Origin of the sequence: Enterobacter sp. SLBN-59 (assembly GCF_024807915.1) — a bacterium.
GTDB lineage: Bacteria > Pseudomonadota > Gammaproteobacteria > Enterobacterales > Enterobacteriaceae > Enterobacter > Enterobacter asburiae_B.
Genome location: NZ_JANUFI010000001.1, coordinates 647,028 through 668,796 on the forward strand (window position 1 = coordinate 647,028; position 21,769 = coordinate 668,796).

General features: G+C 58.1%; 19 protein-coding genes. 4 read left to right on the top strand and 15 right to left on the bottom strand.

Annotation, left to right across the window (positions count from 1 at the left end):
• The first annotated feature begins 201 nt into the window (after positions 1-201).
• Genes fdnG through fdnI form a run of 3 tightly spaced genes read left to right on the top strand, consistent with a single transcriptional unit; the run spans position 202 to position 4,794 of the window.
• Positions 202-3,249, top strand: a complete 3,048-nt coding sequence (gene fdnG, locus M2422_RS03015; RefSeq protein WP_155739945.1) for a formate dehydrogenase-N subunit alpha — start codon at positions 202-204, stop codon at positions 3,247-3,249.
• A gap of 11 nt (positions 3,250-3,260) precedes the next feature.
• Complete coding sequence (gene fdxH / locus M2422_RS03020; RefSeq protein WP_064672594.1) at positions 3,261-4,145, top strand: formate dehydrogenase subunit beta; 885 nt, start codon at positions 3,261-3,263, stop codon at positions 4,143-4,145.
• A complete protein-coding gene (fdnI, locus tag M2422_RS03025; protein WP_054829650.1) occupies positions 4,138-4,794 on the top strand; it encodes a formate dehydrogenase-N subunit gamma in 657 nt (218 codons plus the stop codon). The genes fdxH and fdnI overlap by 8 nt, the downstream gene beginning before the upstream one ends.
• Before the next feature lie 71 nt (positions 4,795-4,865).
• Here the strand turns inward: fdnI and M2422_RS03030 are convergent, their stop codons facing one another.
• The 3 genes from M2422_RS03030 to ppk2 all read right to left on the bottom strand — a co-directional run bounded on the left by M2422_RS03030 (position 4,866) and on the right by ppk2 (position 6,297).
• Positions 4,866-5,189 (bottom strand): CcdB family protein, encoded by a 324-nt coding sequence (locus M2422_RS03030; protein WP_072057726.1) that lies wholly within the window; start codon positions 5,187-5,189, stop codon positions 4,866-4,868.
• Complete coding sequence (locus M2422_RS03035) at positions 5,189-5,377, bottom strand: hypothetical protein (protein ID WP_048976763.1); 189 nt, start codon at positions 5,375-5,377, stop codon at positions 5,189-5,191. Before M2422_RS03035 ends, M2422_RS03030 begins: the two co-directional genes overlap by 1 nt.
• Positions 5,378-5,478: 101 nt before the next feature.
• Positions 5,479-6,297, bottom strand: coding sequence for a polyphosphate kinase 2 (gene ppk2, locus M2422_RS03040; protein WP_033145639.1), 819 nt, complete (start codon positions 6,295-6,297; stop codon positions 5,479-5,481).
• Positions 6,298-6,463: 166 nt separating this feature from the next.
• Between ppk2 and araJ the strand changes: the two genes are divergently transcribed.
• Positions 6,464-7,639 (top strand): MFS transporter AraJ, encoded by a 1,176-nt coding sequence (araJ, locus tag M2422_RS03045; RefSeq protein ID WP_064672593.1) that lies wholly within the window; start codon positions 6,464-6,466, stop codon positions 7,637-7,639.
• A gap of 6 nt (positions 7,640-7,645) precedes the next feature.
• Here the strand turns inward: araJ and M2422_RS03050 are convergent, their stop codons facing one another.
• The 12 genes from M2422_RS03050 to M2422_RS03105 all read right to left on the bottom strand — a co-directional run bounded on the left by M2422_RS03050 (position 7,646) and on the right by M2422_RS03105 (position 21,660).
• Positions 7,646-8,737, bottom strand: a complete 1,092-nt coding sequence (locus M2422_RS03050; protein WP_064672592.1) for an alkylhydroperoxidase domain protein — start codon at positions 8,735-8,737, stop codon at positions 7,646-7,648.
• 10 nt (positions 8,738-8,747) lie between these two features.
• On the bottom strand, positions 8,748-9,737 hold the full coding sequence (locus M2422_RS03055) for a putative FMN-dependent luciferase-like monooxygenase (protein ID WP_064672591.1): 990 nt from the start codon (positions 9,735-9,737) through the stop codon (positions 8,748-8,750).
• Positions 9,734-11,341, bottom strand: a complete 1,608-nt coding sequence (locus tag M2422_RS03060; RefSeq protein ID WP_064672590.1) for an ABC transporter ATP-binding protein — start codon at positions 11,339-11,341, stop codon at positions 9,734-9,736. The genes M2422_RS03055 and M2422_RS03060 overlap by 4 nt, the downstream gene beginning before the upstream one ends.
• A complete protein-coding gene (locus tag M2422_RS03065) occupies positions 11,341-12,189 on the bottom strand; it encodes an ABC transporter permease (protein WP_047060936.1) in 849 nt (282 codons plus the stop codon). Before M2422_RS03065 ends, M2422_RS03060 begins: the two co-directional genes overlap by 1 nt.
• The gene (locus M2422_RS03070) at positions 12,186-13,130 is read right to left on the bottom strand and encodes an ABC transporter permease (protein ID WP_024909556.1); all 945 of its coding nucleotides are present in this window, start codon (positions 13,128-13,130) and stop codon (positions 12,186-12,188) included. Before M2422_RS03070 ends, M2422_RS03065 begins: the two co-directional genes overlap by 4 nt.
• A gap of 10 nt (positions 13,131-13,140) precedes the next feature.
• Positions 13,141-14,760, bottom strand: a complete 1,620-nt coding sequence (locus M2422_RS03075; RefSeq protein ID WP_064672589.1) for a TIGR04028 family ABC transporter substrate-binding protein — start codon at positions 14,758-14,760, stop codon at positions 13,141-13,143.
• Between the two features lie 149 nt (positions 14,761-14,909).
• Complete coding sequence (gene adhP, locus M2422_RS03080) at positions 14,910-15,920, bottom strand: alcohol dehydrogenase AdhP (RefSeq protein WP_259139929.1); 1,011 nt, start codon at positions 15,918-15,920, stop codon at positions 14,910-14,912.
• Between the two features lie 196 nt (positions 15,921-16,116).
• Complete coding sequence (locus M2422_RS03085) at positions 16,117-17,829, bottom strand: ABC-F family ATP-binding cassette domain-containing protein (RefSeq protein WP_064672588.1); 1,713 nt, start codon at positions 17,827-17,829, stop codon at positions 16,117-16,119.
• A 424-nt stretch (positions 17,830-18,253) separates the two neighbouring features.
• Positions 18,254-19,951: an NAD-dependent malic enzyme gene (locus tag M2422_RS03090; RefSeq protein ID WP_023311897.1), complete on the bottom strand. Its 1,698-nt coding sequence runs from the start codon at positions 19,949-19,951 to the stop codon at positions 18,254-18,256.
• A gap of 176 nt (positions 19,952-20,127) precedes the next feature.
• Positions 20,128-20,265 carry a stationary-phase-induced ribosome-associated protein gene (gene sra / locus M2422_RS03095; RefSeq protein WP_008501714.1) on the bottom strand — a complete coding sequence of 46 codons (138 nt, stop codon included), beginning with the start codon at positions 20,263-20,265 and terminating at the stop codon, positions 20,128-20,130.
• A gap of 95 nt (positions 20,266-20,360) precedes the next feature.
• Positions 20,361-20,576, bottom strand: a complete 216-nt coding sequence (bdm, locus tag M2422_RS03100) for a biofilm-dependent modulation protein (protein WP_013096534.1) — start codon at positions 20,574-20,576, stop codon at positions 20,361-20,363.
• 232 nt (positions 20,577-20,808) lie between these two features.
• Complete coding sequence (locus tag M2422_RS03105) at positions 20,809-21,660, bottom strand: Vmh family MBL fold metallo-hydrolase (protein WP_064672587.1); 852 nt, start codon at positions 21,658-21,660, stop codon at positions 20,809-20,811.
• Between the last annotated feature and the right edge of the window lie 109 nt (positions 21,661-21,769).

The following is a 21,769-nucleotide window of genomic DNA, read 5'->3' on the forward strand; positions in this document are numbered from 1 at the left end:
AATCAGAGGAAAAATGTATCGCATTCATCCTGACGCTGTCGCCAATTATTCTCTTAAACCGTTAATCAAAAAGGAGTATTTAAAGGTTCCGGGGGTGACTATTAAGGGGGTGAAGGCAGATGACCTTGATTTGACGCAAAAAAAACAGGGGCTTTGCTGTTAGTTTGCGGCGCGAAGTCTTATATGAAAACGAGGACAACAATGGACGTCAGCCGCAGACAATTTTTTAAAATCTGCGCGGGCGGTATGGCCGGAACAACGGCAGCCATGCTGGGATTTGCTCCCAAAATGGCGCTGGCTCAGGCACGCAACTATAAGCTGCTGCGCGCGAAAGAGATCCGTAACACCTGCACATACTGCTCCGTAGGTTGTGGGCTTTTGATGTATAGCCTGGGCGATGGCGCGAAGAACGCCAGAGAAGCGATTTACCATATTGAAGGGGATCCGGATCATCCGGTGAGCCGCGGGGCGCTTTGCCCGAAAGGGGCGGGGCTGCTGGACTACGTTCACAGCGAAAACCGCCTGCGCTACCCGGAATACCGCGCGCCGGGTTCCGACAAGTGGCAGCGTATCTCCTGGGATGAGGCCTTCTCCCGTATTGCCAAATTAATGAAAGCCGACCGCGACGCCAACTTTATTGAAAAGAACGCCCAGGGCGTGACGGTTAACCGCTGGCTTTCCACCGGGATGCTGTGCGCGTCTGCGGCGAGTAATGAAACCGGCATGCTGACGCAAAAATTTGTGCGCTCTCTCGGCATGCTGGCGGTAGACAACCAGGCGCGCGTCTGACACGGACCAACGGTAGCAAGTCTTGCTCCAACATTTGGTCGCGGTGCGATGACCAACCACTGGGTTGATATCAAAAACGCTAACGTCGTGGTGGTGATGGGCGGTAACGCCGCGGAAGCCCATCCGGTGGGGTTCCGCTGGGCGATGGAAGCGAAAAACAACAACGATGCGACGCTTATCGTCGTCGATCCGCGCTTTACGCGTACGGCATCGGTTGCCGATATCTATGCGCCAATCCGCTCCGGTACGGACATTACGTTCCTGTCCGGCGTGCTGCTGTACCTGATCGAAAACAACAAAATTAACGCGGAATACGTTAAGCACTACACCAACGCGAACCTGCTGGTGCGGGATGATTTTGCCTTCGATGACGGGCTGTTTAGCGGCTATGACGCCGAAAAACGCCAGTACGATAAAACGTCCTGGAACTATCAGTTCGATGAAAACGGCTACGCGCTGCGTGATGAAACCCTGACGCACCCGCGCTGCGTGTGGAACCTGCTAAAACAGCACGTTTCCCGCTATACGCCGGAGGTGGTGGAAAACATCTGCGGCACGCCGAAAGCGGACTTCCTGAAGGTGTGTGAAGTGCTTGCCTCCACCAGCGCCGCCGACAGAACCACCACGTTCCTGTACGCGCTGGGCTGGACGCAGCACACCGTTGGCGCGCAGAACATCCGCACCATGGCGATGATCCAGCTGCTGCTCGGCAACATGGGCATGGCGGGGGGCGGCGTAAACGCGCTGCGCGGGCACTCCAACATTCAGGGGCTGACCGACCTCGGTCTGCTCTCCACCAGCCTGCCGGGCTACCTGACGCTGCCGTCGGAAAAGCAGGCCGACCTGCAAACGTATCTTGAGGCCAATACGCCGAAAGCGACGCTGCCGGACCAGGTGAACTACTGGAGCAACTATCCGAAGTTCTACGTCAGCCTGATGAAATCCTTCTACGGCGACGCGGCGCAGAAGGAGAACGACTGGGGCTTTGAGTGGCTGCCGAAGTGGGACCAGGCTTACGACGTCATCAAGTATTTCAACATGATGGATAAGGGCGACGTCACGGGGTATATCTGCCAGGGCTTTAACCCGGTGGCCTCCTTCCCGGACAAGAACAAAGTCGTTCGCAGCCTGAGCAAGCTGAAGTACATGGTGGTTATCGACCCGCTGGTGACCGAAACGTCCACCTTCTGGCAGAACCACGGGGAATCAAACGATGTCGATCCGGCGTCGATTCAGACCGAAGTGTTCCGCCTGCCGTCCACCTGCTTTGCGGAAGAAGACGGTTCAATCGCTAACTCTGGCCGCTGGCTGCAGTGGCACTGGAAAGGCCAGGATGCGCCGGGCGAAGCGCGTAACGACGGCGAGATCCTGGCCGGGATTTACCATCGCCTGCGCGAAATGTACCGCACCGAAGGCGGCAAGGGCGCTGAGCCGCTGCTGAAGATGGGCTGGAGCTACAAGCAGCCTGACCATCCTGAGTCAGAGGAAGTCGCCAAAGAGAACAACGGCGTGGCGCTGGCGGATCTCTATGACGCCAGCGGCAACCTGGTGGCGAAGAAAGGCCAGCTGCTGAACAGCTTCGCGCTGCTGCGCGATGACGGCACGACGGCGTCGTCCTGCTGGATCTACGCCGGCAGCTGGACGGAGCAGGGCAACCAGATGGCCAACCGCGACAACGCCGATCCGTCCGGGCTGGGCAATACGCTGGGCTGGGCATGGGCGTGGCCGCTGAACCGTCGCGTGCTGTACAACCGCGCGTCTGCAGACGTAAACGGCAGGCCGTGGGATCCGAAACGCATGCTGATCCAGTGGAACGGGGCGAAGTGGGCGGGGAACGATATCCCGGACTACAACACCGCCGCGCCGGGCAGCAACACCGGGCCATTCATCATGCAGCCGGAAGGGCTGGGACGCCTGTTTGCCCTCAACAAGCTGGCGGAAGGGCCGTTCCCGGAACACTACGAGCCGATGGAAACGCCGCTCGGCACCAACCCGCTGCATCCGAACGTGGTCTCCAGCCCGGTGGTGCGTATCTACGAAGACGACGTCCTGCGCTTAGGCAAAAAGGACAAGTTCCCGTACGTAGGGACGACCTATCGCCTGACCGAGCATTTCCACACCTGGACCAAGCACGCGCGGCTTAACGCCATCGCGCAGCCGGAACAGTTTGTGGAGATCAGCGAGACGCTTGCGAAGGCGAAAGGCATCGCCAACGGCGACCGCGTGAAGGTGAGCAGCAAGCGCGGCTTTATTCGCGCGGTGGCGGTGGTGACCCGTCGTCTTCAATGCCTGAACGTGCACGGCCAGCAGGTGGAAACCGTCGGGATCCCGCTGCACTGGGGCTTTGAGGGCGTGGCGCAGAAAGGCTACATCGCCAACACCCTGACGCCAAACGTCGGCGATTCCAACTCGCAAACGCCGGAGTACAAGGCGTTTCTGGTCAACATCGAGAAAGCGTAAGGAGCGATTCAATGGCGATGGAAACACAAGACGTTATCAAACGCTCCGCGACCAACCCGATTACCCCCGCGCCCCGCGCGCGGGACTATAAGGCAGAGGTCGCCAAGCTTATCGACGTCTCCTCTTGCGTGGGCTGTAAGGCCTGCCAGGTGGCCTGCTCGGAGTGGAACGATATCCGCGACGAGGTGGGGCACTGCGTGGGGGTCTACGACAATCCGGCGGATCTGAGCGCCAAATCCTGGACGGTGATGTGCTTTAGCGAAACCGAGCAGAACGGCAGGCTGGAATGGCTCATCCGTAAAGACGGTTGCATGCACTGTGAAGATCCGGGCTGCCTGAAGGCGTGCCCGTCTGCCGGCGCGATTATTCAGTACGCCAACGGTATCGTCGACTTCCAGCAGGACAACTGCATCGGCTGCGGGTACTGCATCGCGGGCTGTCCGTTTAATATCCCGCGCCTCAATAAAGAGGATAACCGGGTATACAAATGCACCCTGTGCGTGGACCGCGTCAGCGTCGGGCAGGAGCCTGCGTGTGTGAAAACCTGTCCGACAGGGGCGATCCACTTCGGCACCAAAAAAGAGATGCTGGACGTGGCGCAACAGCGCGTGGACAAGCTGAAAGCGCGCGGCTACGAGAATGCGGGCATTTATAACCCGCCGGGCGTGGGCGGTACGCACGTGATGTATGTGCTGCACCATAACGACCAGCCGGAGCTGTACCACAACCTGCCGATGGATCCGACGATCGATACCTCCATCAACCTGTGGAAAGGGGCGCTTAAGCCGCTCTCGGCGGCGGGCTTTATCGCCACCTTTGCCGGGCTGATTTACCACTACATTGGGGTCGGGCCAAACAAAGAGGTGGATGAGGACGAGGAGGAGCATCATGAGTAAGTCGAAAACGATCGTGCGCACGAAGTTTGTTGACCGCGCCTGTCACTGGACGGTCGTGATTTGCTTCTTCCTGGTGGCGGTATCGGGGATTTCGTTCTTCTTCCCGACGCTGCAGTGGCTGACTGAAACCTTCGGCACGCCGCAGATGGGACGCATTCTGCATCCGTTCTTTGGCGTGCTGATTTTCGTGGTGCTGATGTTTATGTTCGTGCGCTTTGTCCACCACAACATCCCGGACAAGCAGGATATCCCGTGGGTGAAAGGGATCGTCGAAGTCCTGAAGGGCAACGAGCATAAGGTCGCGAAGGTGGGAAAATACAACGCCGGGCAGAAAATGATGTTCTGGACCATCATGAGCATGATTTTTGTGCTTCTGGTGACCGGCGTGATTATCTGGCGCCCGTATTTTGCGCACTATTTTCCGATTCAGGTGATTCGCTACGCGCTGCTGATCCACGCCACCTCGGCCATCATTCTCATCCACGCCATCCTGATCCATATGTATATGGCATTCTGGGTAAAGGGATCGATTAAAGGGATGATTGAAGGGAAGGTGAGCCGCCGCTGGGCGCAGAAACACCACCCGCGCTGGTATCGTGATGTGGAACGACTGGAAGCGAAACGGGAAAGCACGGAAGGAATGAAGTAAGACCTGCGCCGTCGGCTTTGCCCGGCGGCGCTGCGCTTGCGCGGACAGGGCAAATGCCTGACCGGCTGGCGTCATGTGTTAGTCAATAAACGATCAACTGCCGCTATAACGTCATGACGTGCGTGGCGTAAGTTACAAACAAAGTCTTTAGGATTTATTTTGTTATTGTTAAGGTTGGTTATCATTGGCGAATAAATCAGAAATGTTTCAAAATCGATATTTACGCCTGGAGCCAGATGGCTCTGCCATAACGGTAATTTATTATTTCTCGCGAGCGGCACAATGACGCGCGTGGCAAGATCATCATAACAATCATCCTGAATGAGCATATAATAGGGAAGCTTATCCCGGGTGGCCGCAGATGTATTTCGGAAAACATTAAATTGTCTCAGCATTAAAGCACCCTGAAAAACTCATCATCAGTAATGGTTCCATGTTTTTCGACAAACTCATTCATAGAGCGAATAAATGAACGATCCGCTTCTGATGGCTGACGCGGGTCAGCGGAGTCTGGTGCGGTGTTGCTCGACGGTTTTGCCGATTTTATGCGTTGGGAGGGTGTGTGCTCTGCTGGGTATGTCATAGTATCTCCTTTGTTGGTGCGGTCATTATCAACCGCAGCCAACAAAAAACAATACCGTATCCCCTGGTAATCTACATTCTGCGAGGCGTATTCCAGTAATTTCAGAACCGCTCCTCCACATACCGGAACGGATATTTTGTGGGTTTGACTTTACCAATTTTACGTTTCGGTAAATCCACTTTTTCGACGTGAATTTCTTTATAGGGGATTTGGGTGAGCAGGTGAGAAATAATATTCAGACGCACGCGTTTTTTATCTTCTGAACGCGCTACAAACCACGGCGCCCAGGCGGTATCTGTCGCTTCAAACATGGCGTCGCGCGCGAGAGTATACTCGTCCCACAGGTTAAAGGACTTAATATCCATCGGCGATAGCTTCCATATTTTACGACCATCGTTAATACGGTCGCGCAGGCGGCGCTCCTGCTCTTTAGGCGTGACCTCCAGCCAGTACTTCAGCAGGATAATCCCGGCATCCACCATCGCTTTTTCCATCACCGGCGCACCATCAAGAAACTTCTCAACCTGCTCGGGGGTGCAGAATCCCATTACCCGCTCGACACCCGCGCGGTTGTACCAGCTTCGGTCGAAAATGACGATCTCACCGGCGGCAGGCAGATGGGGAACATAACGCTGAAAATAGAGCTGGGTTTTCTCTTTCTCGGTGGGTGCAGGGAGGGCAACAACGCGAAACACGCGAGGGCTGACGCGCTCGGTGATCGCTTTAATGGTGCCGCCTTTACCCGCTCCGTCGCGTCCTTCAAAAACAATACACACTTTTAGCCCTTTGGCGACGACCCACTGCTGGAGCTTAACCAGTTCAACGTGGAGGCGACGTAGCTCTTGTTCATACTCTTTGGTCTTTAACGGAGCATTCTTTACGACATCAACAGCGACACTGGTTTTCTTTTTGCTTCCCATGATGGTCATCCTCAGATTGTCCGGCGCGGAAAAAAGCGAGGCCGCACTATGAAGTGTAATCCACCTGAATTAATGGATTAACCTGCCAGCCAACGGATTTGAACTGGCTCACCATACAAGATTATTCAATAATGTCCGTCGCGTGTGATTAACCAGTGGTTGAAGTATGAAAAAGACAATTTTTTCGTTGGCGCTTGGCACATTTGGCCTGGGAATGGCCGAATTTGGCATTATGGGCGTGTTAACCGAGCTGGCACATGACACCGGTATTTCGATTCCCTCAGCCGGGAATATGATCTCGTTTTATGCGTTCGGCGTGGTGATTGGCGCCCCGATTGTGGCGCTGTTCTCAGGCAAGTTTTCGTTAAAAACCACGCTGCTGTTTCTGGTGGCGATGTCCGCGGTCGGCAATGCCCTGTTCACGTTTTCCACGTCCTATTTCTGGCTGGCGGTGGGGCGGCTGATTTCCGGCTTTCCGCACGGGGCTATTTTTGGCGTCGGGGCGATTATCCTGTCTAAAATTGCGCCTCCGGGTAAGGTGACGGTCGCGGTGGCTGGGATGATCGCCGGCATGACCGTGGCCAACCTGATGGGCGTTCCGCTGGGGACCTGGCTCGGGCACCAGTTTAGCTGGCGCTATACCTTTTTTCTGATTGCCGTGTTCGATGCGCTGGTGATCCTTTCGGTTCTGCTCTGGGTGCCGGACATCCGCGACACATCAGAAATCAAATTAACCGAGCAGTTCCACTTTCTGAAAAAACCAGAACCCTGGCTGATTTTTGCCGCCACCATGTTTGGCAACGCCGGGGTGTTCGCGTGGTTCAGCTTCGTTAAGCCGTTTATGGTCAACGTCTCCGGTTATTCAGAAGGGATGATGACGGCCATCATGATGCTGATGGGGCTTGGCATGGTGTTGGGCAATCTGCTGAGCGGTAAGCTCTCGGGGCGTTTTAGCCCGCTGCGCATTGCGGCCACCACCGACATGGTGATTGTCGCCTCGTTGCTGCTGCTTTTCGCCTTTGGTGAACTGAAAACGGCCTCGCTGGTCATGGGCTTTATCTGCTGCGCCGGGCTGTTCGCGCTCTCTGCGCCGCTACAAATTCTGCTTCTGCAAAATGCGAAGGGCGGTGAGATGCTGGGGGCGGCAGGGGGACAGATGGCGTTTAATCTCGGCAGTGCAATTGGCGCGTACTTTGGCGGGATGATGATTGTCCTCGGCTTTAGCTGGCGTTACGTCACGCTGCCGGCGGCAATACTTTCGTTCTCGGCCATGAGTGCACTGCTGATCTACGGCCACCTGCGGGCCAGACGGGCTCAGGCTAACGCTCGCGCGCTAGCCTGACAGATTTCAGGCAAGCCAGGGCTCACCCAGGGTCAGCATCAGGCGGTTGGCCCAGGCGAAGAACGCGGCGGACTGCACCAGATCGAGCTGCGCTAAGGTATCCAGCCCCTCTTTTTCCAGCGCGGCAAGGTGCAGCGGCGTGGCGGCAGGCGGCGTGACCGACAGCGCCGCCGCAAAATCGATTTCCGCCTGCCAGCGTGCGGATTGCCCCTCGCTCAGGGACTGCCCCGGCCTCACGGCCAGCAGGGCTTCTACCGCCGCGTCATCCTTTGACAGCTGGCTGGCTTTACGCGCATGGACAGATGCGCAGTAAATGCAGCCGTTGATTTTACTGGCGACCGTTGCGGCCAGCTCGCGCTCGGCGCGCGGCAATCCCCCCGATGTATAAAAAATGCCTTTATCCGTTAACGTGCGCTGTTCAAGCACCGGCAGGTTGCGCGCCAGCAGGCGGAAGTACTCGGAATCGGTATGGCCAAATTTCGCCAGGATGGCAACCTCATCGTCACTGAAATCCGCCAGCGGTTTGGCCGCTATCCACGGTTCCCATCCCAGCTCCTGCTGGGTGAACGCGACGGGGGCCGCCTTTCCGGTGACCGTTGTTGCGGTCGTGTGCCAGATGCCTGCCGCCACCGGCGCATCGCTTTTGGCGACGGGCCTGTCATTCAGCAGCCGCAGCCCGGTGATGAGTCGGCTCTGGAAGCTCACAAACGCAATAAGCTGCGCCAGGGTAACAATGCCTTCCTTGCTCCATCCCGCCTGGGTCAGCGCCCTTAACGCTGCGGGCGTCGCTTCGACGGGGGAGAACGTCAGCAGCCGCGCGAAATTCAGCGCCGGGGTCAGGCGTTCTGAGGTGGGGTCGGCCAGGCCAAACCCCGCATAGTGTGCTGCCAGCGCCTCCGCGCTGTGCCACCTGGCGACTTTTGCCGCCACGGCGAAGCGCTCGTCGAGTGCAAAATCAGCATCCTGCTGGCTAAAGAGGATTTCGTAGCTGCCCTGCGCGTGTCGCGTGGCGGCATCACGCGTGGCGCGCGCCTCTGCCAGAGGGGAACCGGGTTTAATTTCCGCCAGCTCGGCGAGAATGTCCTGACTTAACGACATAGGTGTCTCCTCAAAGAATGTGGGGGGCAATACGTTCGGCGATCAGTTCGATGGACCGCAGCGTGTCGCGATGCGTGGGTTCGACCGAATGGACCTGGAATGAGATATCCGTGGCGCGCCTGAGAATGGAGTCGGCATTCAGCGAATGCAGCACCGTATCGGGCGAACCAATATGGGCGTCAAACTGGCGGCGATAATCGGTGACGTTGTCACCTTTAACCACGTGCCCGGCAGCGCGATGCTGCTGGGCCTGTTTCGTGAGGCCCGGCGTTGCGACCCTGAGCGCATAGTCGTCGCTGTCGGCGACGAACGCCGTACGGGAGGCCAGAATGCGCGGTGCGATGCCCGCAGGCAGCGCCTCAAGGTAGGCATCCACAATCGGGTTCTGGATCTCGTCGAGCGTTAAATCCAGCCGATCTGCCGGGCGCGGCTGCGTGCGGGAGAGCATTAAACCGTGTCCGGCCCGGGCGGCGCGAACGGCTCCGTCAACAGAGAAGGTGGCAATCCAGATACGGTCGGCCAGCTGTGGCGCAGGCGGGTAAAGGTGGTTATCCGGATGGGTCAGCGAATCCCCGCGCCAGGCGCTTTGGATCACATGCAAATGGTCAGCAAACGCCGCGCCGCGCTCCTCGAACGTCAGTCCGAACGGCAGAAATGAGGTCGGTGTGCCGCCCGAACCAAAACCGACCTCAAGACGGCCATCGGCGAGTAAATCGAGCACGGCGGCATCTTCCGCGACGCGCAGCGGGTTTTCCATCGGCAGGGTGATGATGGCCGTGCCCAGGCGGATGGTTTCGGTATGCGCGGCTACGTGCGCCAGAAACAGCAGCGGCGACGGCAGGCCGCCTTCACTTTCGTGGAAGTGGTGCTGGGCAATCCAGGCGCTGTTAAAACCGTGGCGTTCGGCGTGGCGGATCTGTTCAGTTGCCAGACGATAGCGCTCCTTCGGCGCAGCGTCGTCAAGCAGGCGGGTGAAAAATCCCAGGCGTTTTCGCGTCATGCGAACTCCTCCGTAGCGGGTGAAAAATGGGGAATGGCGTCAATCAGCTCGCGGGTATAGTCGTTCTGCGGCGACGCGAATAAGGTTCCGACGTCGCCCTGTTCGACCACCTGACCGCCGCGCAGCACCGTGACGCTGTGGGCGATCCGGCGGACGGTAGACAGATCGTGCGTGATAAAGAGGTAGGTCAATCTCAGCTGCTGCTGCAGCTGCTGAAGCAGAGCCAGGATCTGCGCCTGCACGGTGACGTCCAGCGCGGAGGTGGCTTCGTCCAGCACCAGAATGGTCGGCTCCAGGATCAGCGCCCGGGCAATGGCAACGCGCTGGCGCTGTCCGCCTGAAAGCTCCCGGGCGGTGCGGGTCAGGAATTCGACGGGCAGGGCAACCCGCTGCGCCACCGTCTCCACCCGGAGCTTTCGCTGCGCCTTACTGAGTCGAGAAAAGTTCTTCAGGGGCTCCTCGATGATCTCGAACAGCGTCTGTCGCGGGTCGAGAGAGGCAAACGGGTTCTGGTAGACGAACTGGATCTTCTGGCGCAGCTGACGGCGGGCCTCGCGGCTGAGCGTGGTGGCATCAATATCATCAATGATGACCTGTCCGCTGTCGGCCTGTTCAAAACCCAGCAAAATACGGGCGAGGGTGGTTTTCCCGGAGCCGGATTCACCGACCAGCGCATGCGTGCTGCCGCGCCTGACGTCAAACGTCACCCGATCCAGCGCCTGAAGCTGATGACCTTTGCCCAGGGAGAATTGCTTGCTGATGGCGCGGGCGCGAATGGCCGGCGACGCGAGCGGGAGACCGGCTACCGGGGCGATGGTCAGGCGCTGGCCCTGGAGGTCGCTCAACAGCTGGCGGGTGTAGGCGTGCTGCGGCGTGCGGACGATATCGGCGGTGTTGCCCTGTTCCTGAACCTCGCCATCGCGAAACACCAGCAGCCTGTCCGCACGCTGTGCGGCCAGCGCCAGATCGTGGGTGACAAACAGAACGGCGGTACCCGATTGCCGGCGCAGGATATCCAGCAGATCGAGAATACGTTTTTGCACCGTCACATCCAGCGCGCTGGTGGGCTCATCGGCAACGATCACGTCCGGGCGCAGGGCAATGGCGATGGCAATCAGCACGCGCTGTTTCATCCCGCCGGAGAGCTGATGGGGATACTGCGTCATGCGCTGTTCGGGGTGGCTCAGGCCGACCTTTGTCAGCAGGGCGAGCACCTGCTCGTCGCGCTCGGCGCGGGTCACCTTCTGGTGGAGCTGAACGATCTCTCCGACCTGCGCCCCGATGGTTTTCACCGGGTTGAGCGAATTACCCGGATCCTGCGGTACCAGGCTAATTCTCGCCCCGCGAAGGGTATCGAGACGCTTCGCGGACCATCGGCTAATCTCCTCGCCGTTGAGCGATATTTTTCCCGCATCGCGCCGGGCGTTATCGGCCAGCAGGCCAATGATCGCCTGCGCCGTGGTCGTCTTGCCGGATCCGGATTCGCCGACGAACGCCAGCATTTCCCCTCGTCCGAGCGTGAAGCTGACGTTATGCACCACCTCTCGCCACTGGCGAGCGGTACGGTAGCTAATCGTCAAATTTTCCACTGAGAGAACGGTCATTAGCGACCTCCGCTGAACTGTTGGCTGATACGGTTGGTGGCCAGCACCACGGCGATGACGACCACGCCGGGGAAGGTGGTGAGCCACCAGGCGGTAGAGAGATAGTTACGGCCTTCGGCAATCAGTAAGCCCCATTCCGGCACCGGCGGCGGGGTGCCGTAGCCGAGAAAGCTCAGCGTGGAGAGCGCCAGGATGGCCTGACCAAACTGCAGCGTGGCAAAGGCGAGGACGGCGGTTAACGCGTTGGGCAGGATGTGTCGCCACAGCACGGCGAAAAACGTCCCGCCGCTGCCAAACGCCGCTTCGACATAATCCGTATGGCGGATACGCACGACTTCACCGCGCGCGAGGCGGGCGAAGCTGGCAATGGAGGCAACGCCGACGGCAATCGCGGCGTTAACGGTGCCAAACCCGAGCAGAATAATCACCGTCAGCGAGAGCAGCAGAGACGGGATGGAGAGCAACACGTCGACGAAGCGCATCAGCAGAGACTCGACGCGCCCGGCGAACGCCCCGGCGATCACCCCTAAGCCGGTGCCGACCACCAGCCCCATCGTCACGGCGGCCAGCGCCGCGCTCAGGGAATGGGAGGCGCCATATACGATACGCGTGTAAACATCGCGGCCAAGCTGATCGGTCCCGAGCCAGTGACCGGCCTGCGGTGCCAGGCGCTGTGCCCCGGCGATGCCCTCAATCGGGCTGTAGTGGGTTAACAGGCCGGGCGCTACGGCGGCAAAAGCGGCGAGAATAATCACCCCCCATGCCAGCCACAGTCCCGGCTGCCATTCCACTCCCTGCCAGGCAGGAACGCGTTTTCGCGCGGCGGCCGCGTAATCGACCAGACTCATGATGCACCTCCGGTAACGGTTTGCAGACGGGGATCCAGCAGCGGCATCAGCAGATCCACCAGCAGATTGATCAGGACAAAACCGAGGGCGGAAATCATCACTACCGCCTGAAGCACGGCGATATCCTGATTATTCACCGCCTGCTGGGTCAGCTGCCCGAGCCCGCTGCGGCCAAAAACGGTTTCGGTGATCAGCGCCCCGGCAATCAGCTCGCCCAGCAGCAGCCCGGCAATGTTCAGGACCGGCAGCAGGGCGTTGCCGGTCACGTGACGCCACAGGACGGCGGTTTCACTCAGCCCTTTGGCACGGGCGACGGCGACAAACGGCTGCGTCGCCACCTGGTCCAGACTGCGCATCAGAATTTGCGCCAGCGGGGCGGAGATCGGGATCGCGACGGTCACAATCGGCAGGATCAGCCCCTGCAGCGGCGTCGGGTTAATCACCGGGATCAGCCGCAGCTGAAAAGAAAAAAGCTGGATGAGGGCAATCCCCAGCCAGAACGTCGGTAAGGAGATAAACAGGACCGGCAGAGACTGAAGGGTGTTGCTCAGCCAGCGCAGACCCGGCAGACGCGATGCAAAGGCCAGCGCAAAGGCCAGCAGGACCGCGAGTACAAACGCGGGCAGGGCGAGGCTCAGGGTATCCGGCAGATTGCTGGCAATCAGCTCGCTGACCGGCACGCCTGCCTGTAGCGAATAGCCGAAATCCCCGCGCAGCATTGCCAGCAGCGTGTGGCCGTATTGCTGCCACAGCGGGCTGTCCGCGCCGTAGGCCACGCGCATCTCCTCGATTTGCGCCGGGCTTAAGCCCAGGTCCGGGTTCTGAAATTTAATCAGCACCGCGTCGCCCGGCAGCACCTGGAGCAACACGAACGAGAGGGTAAAGGCGGCCCACAGTACCAGCAGCCCGTGCCCAAAGCGTTGAAGAAGTGCGTGGCGCATCGTCAGCTCCTCAGTGTTTCTCAATCCACGCGCCGTAGAACGACGGGCGGCCTACCGCTTCAAAATTGACGCCTTTCAGCCACGGCGCGCCGGCAAAGACCTGCGGCTCCTCGAAAATCGGAATGACGTAGGCGTTATCCAGCAGGTAGCGCTGGGCGTCCCCCGTCAGCTGCAGGCGTTTTTGCGGGTCGACCTCAGCCGAAATGTTCACCAGCAGTTCATTCAGCCTGTCGTCACGGAAGTTTTTGACCTTGTCGCTGGATCCGCCTTTTTGCAGCAGCGCGTCGCGGTTAGCCGGGTAGAACATGCTTTTCACCACGTCCGGATCGGCGCGTCCTACTTCGGAGACGGTTAACGGGGTTTTCAGCGGGTCAAGGTTATCCAGCGTGCGGCTGCCTGCGTCTCCGGCTTTGACGCTCAGCGCCACGCCCACCTGGCGCCACTGCTGGGCAACCAGCTGCAGCACCTCTTTGTTTTGCGGCTGCGGCAGGGATTCATACACCGTCAGCGCCAGACGTTGGCCGTCTTTGGCGCGGATCCCGTCGCCGCCTGCTTTCCAGCCCGCCTCGTCCAGCAGCTGGTTGGCTTTTGCCGGGTCAAAGGTCAATTTGTCGCTGAGATCGACAAAGCCTGCGGCGGAACCGGCAATCACGGACTTCGCCTGCGGATAGTTGGCCGAGAAGAGGGTCTCGACCACCTGTTTTGCATTGGTGGCATGCAGCAGCGCCTGGCGAACGCGAATATCGGAGACCAGCGGGTTATCCGGGCGGAAGCTGATGCTGTCGTTCACCCCGCGCGTCGGGGCGGCGTAGATCTTATAGCCCCGATCGGTCGCCTGCTTTTCGTCATACGCCTGCACCTGGCGAATAAAGTCGGCCTGACCGGCCAGCAGGGCGCCCACGCGCACGCTGTCTTCCTGGGTCACGATAAACTTGATGCCGTCGAGATTGGCTGGCCCCTGCTGCGCCAGATTTTTCGGCCCCCACTGGTAGTCTTTGCGCGCTTCGAGCGTCACTTCACGACCCAGCTTCTCGTCCTTCACCACAAACGGGCCGGAACCAATGATGTGGCGGGAATCTCCCAGCTCTTCGAAGTTGCGCTTCAGCGTGCTGAGCGAGACCAAACCGGAGCCAATGGTGGCGGTGCCCTGCAGGAACCCCGGCGACGGTTTTTTGAAGTAGAACTTCACGGTCAGCGGGTCGATGACTTCGCTGCGATCGTAGTTATTGATCACTTCTGACACCGGCAGGCGCTGCGCCTTATTGCCTAAACCGTAGGTATCAAAGTTTTTCGCCACGGCGTTGGCGTCCAGCGGCGTGCCGTCGGAGAAGGTGATGCCGGGACGAAGCTTAAAGGTGTATTCGGTTTTATCGGCGTTGGTGGTCCAGCTTTCGGCCACCCAGGGTTCCACCTGCAGCGTTTTTGGGTTCTGCCACGTCAGTTTGTCGGTGATTTGATTCAGAATGCCGCCGTTCGGGTAAAAGCCACCGGCAGGCGGATAGAGGTTGGTGTGCGCCTGTTGCTCCAGATAAATCAGCGTGCCGCCTTTGACGGGCGCATCTGCGGCCCAGGCTGCGGTTGTCGCCAGAATCAGCGCCGTCAGCAGCGGCAGACGAAATGGGGTTTGCATGGTGAATTCCTTTGTTATCTTCTTGTTAGCGTCGGATTCATCATCGGGCGCGGGGGAAAACAAGGGAACCAAGGAATTAAGATAAGGATTGCCGGAAAATGGCTATAAAAAAACCGCCCCAGCGAGGAGCGGTAATGAAAGATGAACGATTATGAACGTAGGTCGATCACCATACGGCCGCGGATCTGGCCCTGTTCCATCTCTTTAAAAATGGCGTTGATGTCCTCGATTGGACGCATCGTGACTTTCGGCACCACCTTACCTTCAGCGGCGAACTGGAAGGCTTCCTGCAGATCCTGACGGGTGCCGACCAGGGAACCCACCAACTGGATGCCGTCCAGCACCAGACGCGGAATGTCGAGGCTCATCGCTTCCGGCGGCAGGCCAACGGCGACCACGCGGCCACCGGCACGCACGGCGTCAACGGCTGAGTTGAATGCGGCTTTTGCGACGGCAGTAACGACTGCGGCATGCGCGCCGCCGGTTTTCTCCTGCACAATTTTCGCGGCGTCTTCGCTGCGGGAGTTGATGGTTAAATCTGCACCCATGCTGGCAGCCAGCTTCAGCTGTTCGTCGTTAACGTCGAGAGCGATGACTTTGGCGTTAAAGACGTTTTTGGCATATTGCAGCGCAAGGTTGCCCAGACCGCCCAGACCGTAAATCGCGATCCACTGGCCTGGTTTGATTCCGGACACCTTCACCGCTTTGTAGGTGGTAACGCCGGCGCAGGTGATGCTGCTGGCCGCAGCGGATTCCAGACCGTCCGGCACTTTTACGGCGTAATCCGCGGTGACGATGCACTCTTCCGCCATGCCGCCGTCAACGGAGTAACCGGCGTTTTTCACGTCGCGGCACAGGGTTTCGTTGCCGGTATTACAGTATTCGCAGTGGCCACAGCCTTCAAAAAACCAGGCCACGCTTGCGCGGTCGCCGACTTTCAGCGACTTCACGCCGGGGCCGACTTCTTTTACGATACCAATCCCTTCGTGGCCCAGGATAACCCCGGTTTTATCGCCGAAATCACCGTTCTTCACGTGGAGATCGGTATGGCATACGCCACAGCATTCCATCTTCAGCAGGGCTTCCCCGTGCTTTAGCGGGCGTAAGGTTTTTTCGGTGATATTGACCTGATGATCCTGAGTGACAACAGCAGCCTTCATGTGTATCTCCTTGTTCATGATGAGTATCTGCATAGCAGGTGTAATACTCCTCAAGGATTAGTGGTTTGGCGCTGTAATGCAAGGCAACGGCAACATAATGTCATTATTTAATCCATTTTCAGAATAAGAATACGGCGTTCCTCTAATAATTTAGGGGGAAAATACTGGCCCGACGAGAGACTCGCCGGGCGCAGACTTACAGCTGTGCCTCTATCTCCTCAATCTCTTTACGCCATTGCGCCTGCAGCTGCGGCTTTTGATGCTTCGGCTTACGCGCCAGATCGTCTTCCAGCAGCGCTTCCAGCGCGACCAGCCGTTCGAGCAGATCGTCATACGGCGAGGGTTGAACCGTCGCCGCGTCGATGGCGGGCGCGGTGGATGTCGCCAGCCCCGCGCTTTCACGCAGGCGCTCAAACACCGCTTCTGCATCGTGCCACTCGCTCAGCTTTCCCTCTTCAATCAGCCAGAAACGGTTGCAGCTTTGGCTAATTAACTGACGGTCGTGGCTGACCAGCAGAACGCCGCCTTCAAACTGCTGAAGGGTTTGCGCCAGCGCCTCTTTGCCTTCCATGTCGAGGTGGTTGGTCGGCTCATCCAGCATCAGCAGGCTGTAGCGGGCAAGCGTCAGGCCAACGAACAGCAGGCGCGAGCGCTCGCCGCCGCTGAGCGTGCTGACCGTTTGCCCGTGACGCGACCACGGGAAACCCGCGCTTATCAGCGCCATTTTGCGGTTCTGCGGATCCGGTGCGAAAGGCTCCAGCGCGTCGAGCAGCGTGGCGTTGTCCGCAAGCTGGTGAAGCGTCTGGTCGTAATAGCCTGGCGACACGCGCGGATGGATTTTCAACCCGCTGTTTGCGGACTCATCGGCAAACTGTTGCCAGATAAGCCTCATCAGCGACGATTTGCCGCAGCCGTTACGACCGACAATCGCCACGCGATCGCCGCTTTTTAGCCGCGCCATTTCGATGCTGAATAACGCCGGCAGGCCAGGTGCAGGAGGAACGTCGAGGTTTTCCATTTCCAGCAAACGGTCGGCCCGCAGCGCGTCGCCGCGCAGGGTTAACGTCCACGGGCTGCCTGCCGTGAGCGCCGTCTGGCTCTCCTTCAGCCGTTCGACCTGTTTTTCCATCTGTTTGGCTTTGCGGGCAAGATCTTCGTTGTCGTAAACCTTGCCCCAGGTCGCCAGCCGCTTCGCGCTGGCGGACACGCGGTCGATCTCCTTTTGCTCCGCCTTGTGGCGCTGCGCGTCGCTTTCATCCTTTGCTTCAAGCGCCTTGCGGGCGGCCGTGCAGGGAAGGGCGAAGTAGTGCAGCGTTTTATCGCGCAGGATCCAGCTGCCGTTAGTGACGGCATCCAGCAGCTGTCGGTCGTGCGAGACCAGCACGAAGCTGCCTGACCAGTTCTGTAGAAAGTGTTCCAGCCAGAGCATGGTCGGCAAATCAAGGTGGTTGCTGGGTTCATCGAGCAGGAGCAGATCCGGCTCGTGAATCAGGGCCCGCGCCAGCAGCAGGCGCGTGTGCTGTCCGCCGCTCAGCGTGGCGGATTGCAGCGCCATATCCTGCGGCGTGAAGCCCATGCCTGCCAGCAGCGTTTCGGCTTTCCAGCGCAGGCTATCGCGCTCGGCTAAAGGCAGCTGTGCGAGTACGGCATCCAGCATGGTCAACGGGAAAATGGCGTCCGGGAGATGTTGCTCCACGCGCGCCATCAGGCAGTGCCCGGCCAGCGAAACCGTTCCGGCGGCGGGGGAGTCAGTGCCGTCCAGCACCTTCAGCAGCGTGCTTTTGCCGCAGCCGTTGTCGCCCAGCAGGCCAATGCGGTCGCCTTTTTTCAGCGTAAAGGAGAGTGAGTCGAAGAGCGTGCCAAACGCCGTATCAACGCGTAAAGATTGTGCAGTGAATAAAGTGCTCATTGTTGCTTACCCAAGAGTTACAGGCATGTTTATGCCTCGTCAAACATCGCTGACGATAACTCAGTAAGCCCGAGAGAAGGGATTTCAGGGGTTGGTGTCTTCGCTCAAGCAGAAGTTATCGCAGCACGATACCGATAACGCTTGAGCTGGTGCGATCACCAAATGTATGTGAAACATTGAAAATTTCACGATACAGCATAATTGGCCTCCTTATATATTCAGTAGGTTAATGGATGAAGGGAGTGTAGCGGGGGAAAAGGAGTTTGGCTAGTAGGTATTCAATGGTGCGGTCTGATGCCCTCACCCTAACCCTCTCCCACAGGGAGAGGGAAAACACCCCGCCCGTAGGCCCGGTAAGCGAAGCGCCACCGGGCGATTGGGCCGCACTGCGTCTCCCTGTGGAAAAGGGAACGGTCAAAGCGAATTAAATCGAGGTACGGCGATAGCTGCGGTATTCAGGTTTCCAGAAGTTGTCGTCGATGGCCTGCTGCAGCGCGTCGGCAGAGGTTTTCACCGCCACGCCCTGCTGCTGCGCCATTTTACCTACCGCAAACGCGATCGCGCGCGACACCTTGTGAATGTCTTTCAGCTCCGGCAGCACCAGCCCTTCACCGTTGTTGACCAGCGGCGAGTAGCCCGCGAGGGTTTCGCTCGCCGACATCAGCATCTCATCGGTAATGCGGGACGCGCCGGACGCGATCACGCCCAGCCCAATGCCCGGGAAGATGTAAGAGTTGTTGCACTGGGCGATCGGATAGGTTTTATCCTTCCACACCACCGGGTCGAACGGGCTGCCGGTCGCGACCAGCGCGTTACCTTCGGTCCAGGCGATGATGTCCTGCGGCGTCGCTTCCACGCGGGAGGTCGGGTTGGAAAGTGGCATCACGATAGGGCGTTCGCAGTGCTTGTGCATCTCGCGAATGATCTCTTCGGTGAAGAGGCCGGTTTGCCCGGAAACGCCGATCAGAATATCCGGCTTCACGTTGCGCACGACGTCCAGCAGGGAAAGGACTTCGTTGTCGGTATCCCAGTTTTTCAGGTTCTCGCGCTTCTGCACCAGCTTGTTCTGGAACGGCAGCAGGTTCGGCATAGCGTCGGTCAGCAGGCCGAAACGGTCAACCATAAAGACGCGGGAGCGGGCCAGCTCTTCGCTTAAGCCTTCGCGCTGCGTCTGGGCGATGATCTGCTCGGCGATACCACAGCCCGCAGAGCCTGCGCCCAGGAAGACGATTTTCTGGTAGCTCAGCTGGCTGCCGGCTGCGCGGCTGGCGGCGATAAGCGTACCCACGGTCACGGCTGCGGTACCCTGGATGTCGTCGTTAAAGGAGCAGATTTCATCGCGATAGCGGTTCAGCAGCGGCATCGCGTTTTTCTGCGCGAAGTCTTCAAACTGCAGCAGAACGTCCGGCCAGCGGTGCTTCACGGCCTGAATGAAATCGTCGACAAACTGATAGTACTCGTCGTCGGTAATGCGCGGATGGCGCCAGCCCATATAGAGCGGATCGTTGAGCAACTGCTGGTTGTTGGTCCCGACGTCCAGCACCACCGGCAGGGTATACGCCGGGCTGATGCCGCCGCAGGCGGTGTAGAGAGAGAGTTTACCGATTGGGATCCCCATCCCGCCAATGCCCTGGTCGCCGAGGCCGAGAATACGTTCGCCGTCGGTCACCACAATCACTTTGATATTGTGGTTTGGCACGTTCTGCAGAATATCGTCCATGTTGTGACGGTTCTGATAGGAGATGAATACCCCGCGTGAACGACGGTAGATCTCTGAGAAACGCTCGCAGGCCGCGCCCACCGTCGGGGTGTAGATCACCGGCATCATCTCTTCGAGATGGTTCTGCACCAGGCGATAGAAGAGGGTTTCATTGGTGTCCTGAATGTTGCGCAGGTAGATGTGCTTGTCGATTTCGGTTTTGAAACCCTGATACTGGATCCACGCGCGCTCCGCCTGTTCTTCAATGGTTTCAACCACTTCGGGCAGTAAACCCAGCAGGTTAAAGCTGCTGCGCTCTTCCATGCTGAAGGCGCTGCCTTTGTTGAGCAGGGGGAATTCGAGTAAAACCGGTCCGGCGTATGGGATGTATAAGGAACGATGTTTTTTCAGTTTGTTGTCCATGTCACTCACTCTTTTTATGAAGATCCGTCCCTGACACTGCTGTTTGTCATCTTTCTGGCCTGTGCGATGGGGTGCGGTCAGGCGGTATTATAAAGGAGCTAAATATTAATTACCGCAACACATAAACAAAAACACCATCGGGATTACCGATGGTGTTCTGGATCTCAGTCTGGAACTTACTTGCCGGCGTGGCGTTTTCTGCCGGTGGCGTGAGTGACCTGCGTTTCGTGGTCGCCTTCAATCACCACTTTACGCTGATTTGAAAGCTTGTAATTCAGTCCCAGAATATGGCGTGCCTGACGGTTCGATTTCATGTTAACTCCTCAATCCTGTTGATAGTTTTAAGGACCAGTTTGCTCACGCAAACGAAATGTAACCCCTTAGGTTGCAGATCCAGCTTAGCAGGTTTTTACAAGGGTGCGTTTTGCCCGCTGACGACGTAGTTAATGGTCTGCTGGTAGATGTCACTGAGGATGTCATTATCTGTGGATTCCACCCACTTGGTCAGTTCCATCAAAATGTCATCTTCAGTCACAGCACCGTGCTCGGCGTGAAGACCCTGCGCAATCGCGTTAACGAGTTCAGGTTGTGCTGCTGCGGTATTAGCCGGGTAATAAGTAAACATGCTGCCTCCGTGTCGTTGTCTGTTTAATGGTACGGCTCGCAAAAAATTTAATTCATAAACAGAATGGCAAATATTTTCCCGGTTGTGGTTCAGATTCATCTTAGAAATAAAAATGACATAAGTGCATGCTTTTATGCGCTTTTAAAAGGTGTGGCTATATCGACGGGTAACGGCGGGGATATTTTGGCGGGGCTCCTGCTATCGCGGAAATATAGCAGGAGCCGTTTTTAAATTACCACTTCATTTCGCCAGTATTCACTTTGGCGCTTAATTCCAGCGAGCTCTCATCAGCCAGGCCTGGATACTGTTTTTTCAGGGTACTGATAACGCCTGCGGAATCTTTATGCGCGGCTAAAGCCTTTTCAAAGCGCTGCAGATAGTCGCGGGTAAACTCAATCGCGCCAATGCCCGCTGGCGGGGTGCCCAGGTAGTGGCCCGGGATCACGCGTTCAGGTTTGTGCGCGGCCATATTCTCCAGCGTTTCCTGCCACTGCTTGCGGCTTTCCGGCGTCTGGGTGTCTGCCGTCCAGACGTGAATACCCCAGGCTACCCCGGTGCCGCCGAGGATCGTTTTTGCCGACGGGATCCACACATAGGCCGCGTAGCTGTCTGGCTGTTCGATATCGACCTTTTCCCCGTCAACCATGAACGTGGTGGAGGCAAGCACCTGCGGGACGACGAGCTCCGTTGGCGCGCCGTCCTTCATCTGCGGCCCCCAGAAGGCGAGCTTAGCATCTTTGGTGGCTTTAATATGGTCAACCACATGCTGCGTGGCCACCACTTTGGCATTCGGGAAGGCTTTGACCAGCGGCTGCAGGCCAAAATAGAAATCCGGATCGCCGGAGGTGATCACAATCTTGTTCAGGGTTTTACCGCTGCGGCGAATTTTCTCTACCAGCGCTTCGCCATCCTTCACGCTGAACTGCGCGTCAAACAGCACCGCCTCTTTCGGGCCGGAAACCAGCGTGGAGGAGACCGGGAAAATGCCTTTTTCCTGCGGGTTATAGGTATCAATGTTCAACGGCGCGGCAAAAACCGCCGGAGTGAAAAGGGTGGAAAGCAGGGCAAGGTGAGTGAATTTCATGCTGTTGTCTCTGTTGTTCAGGAATGTGTCTATTGTACGGATATTCTCATTTGCCAGAATTCCTGAAACAAGACATGCTTAGTTTCATAAATCGAGCAAATGGAGCTTA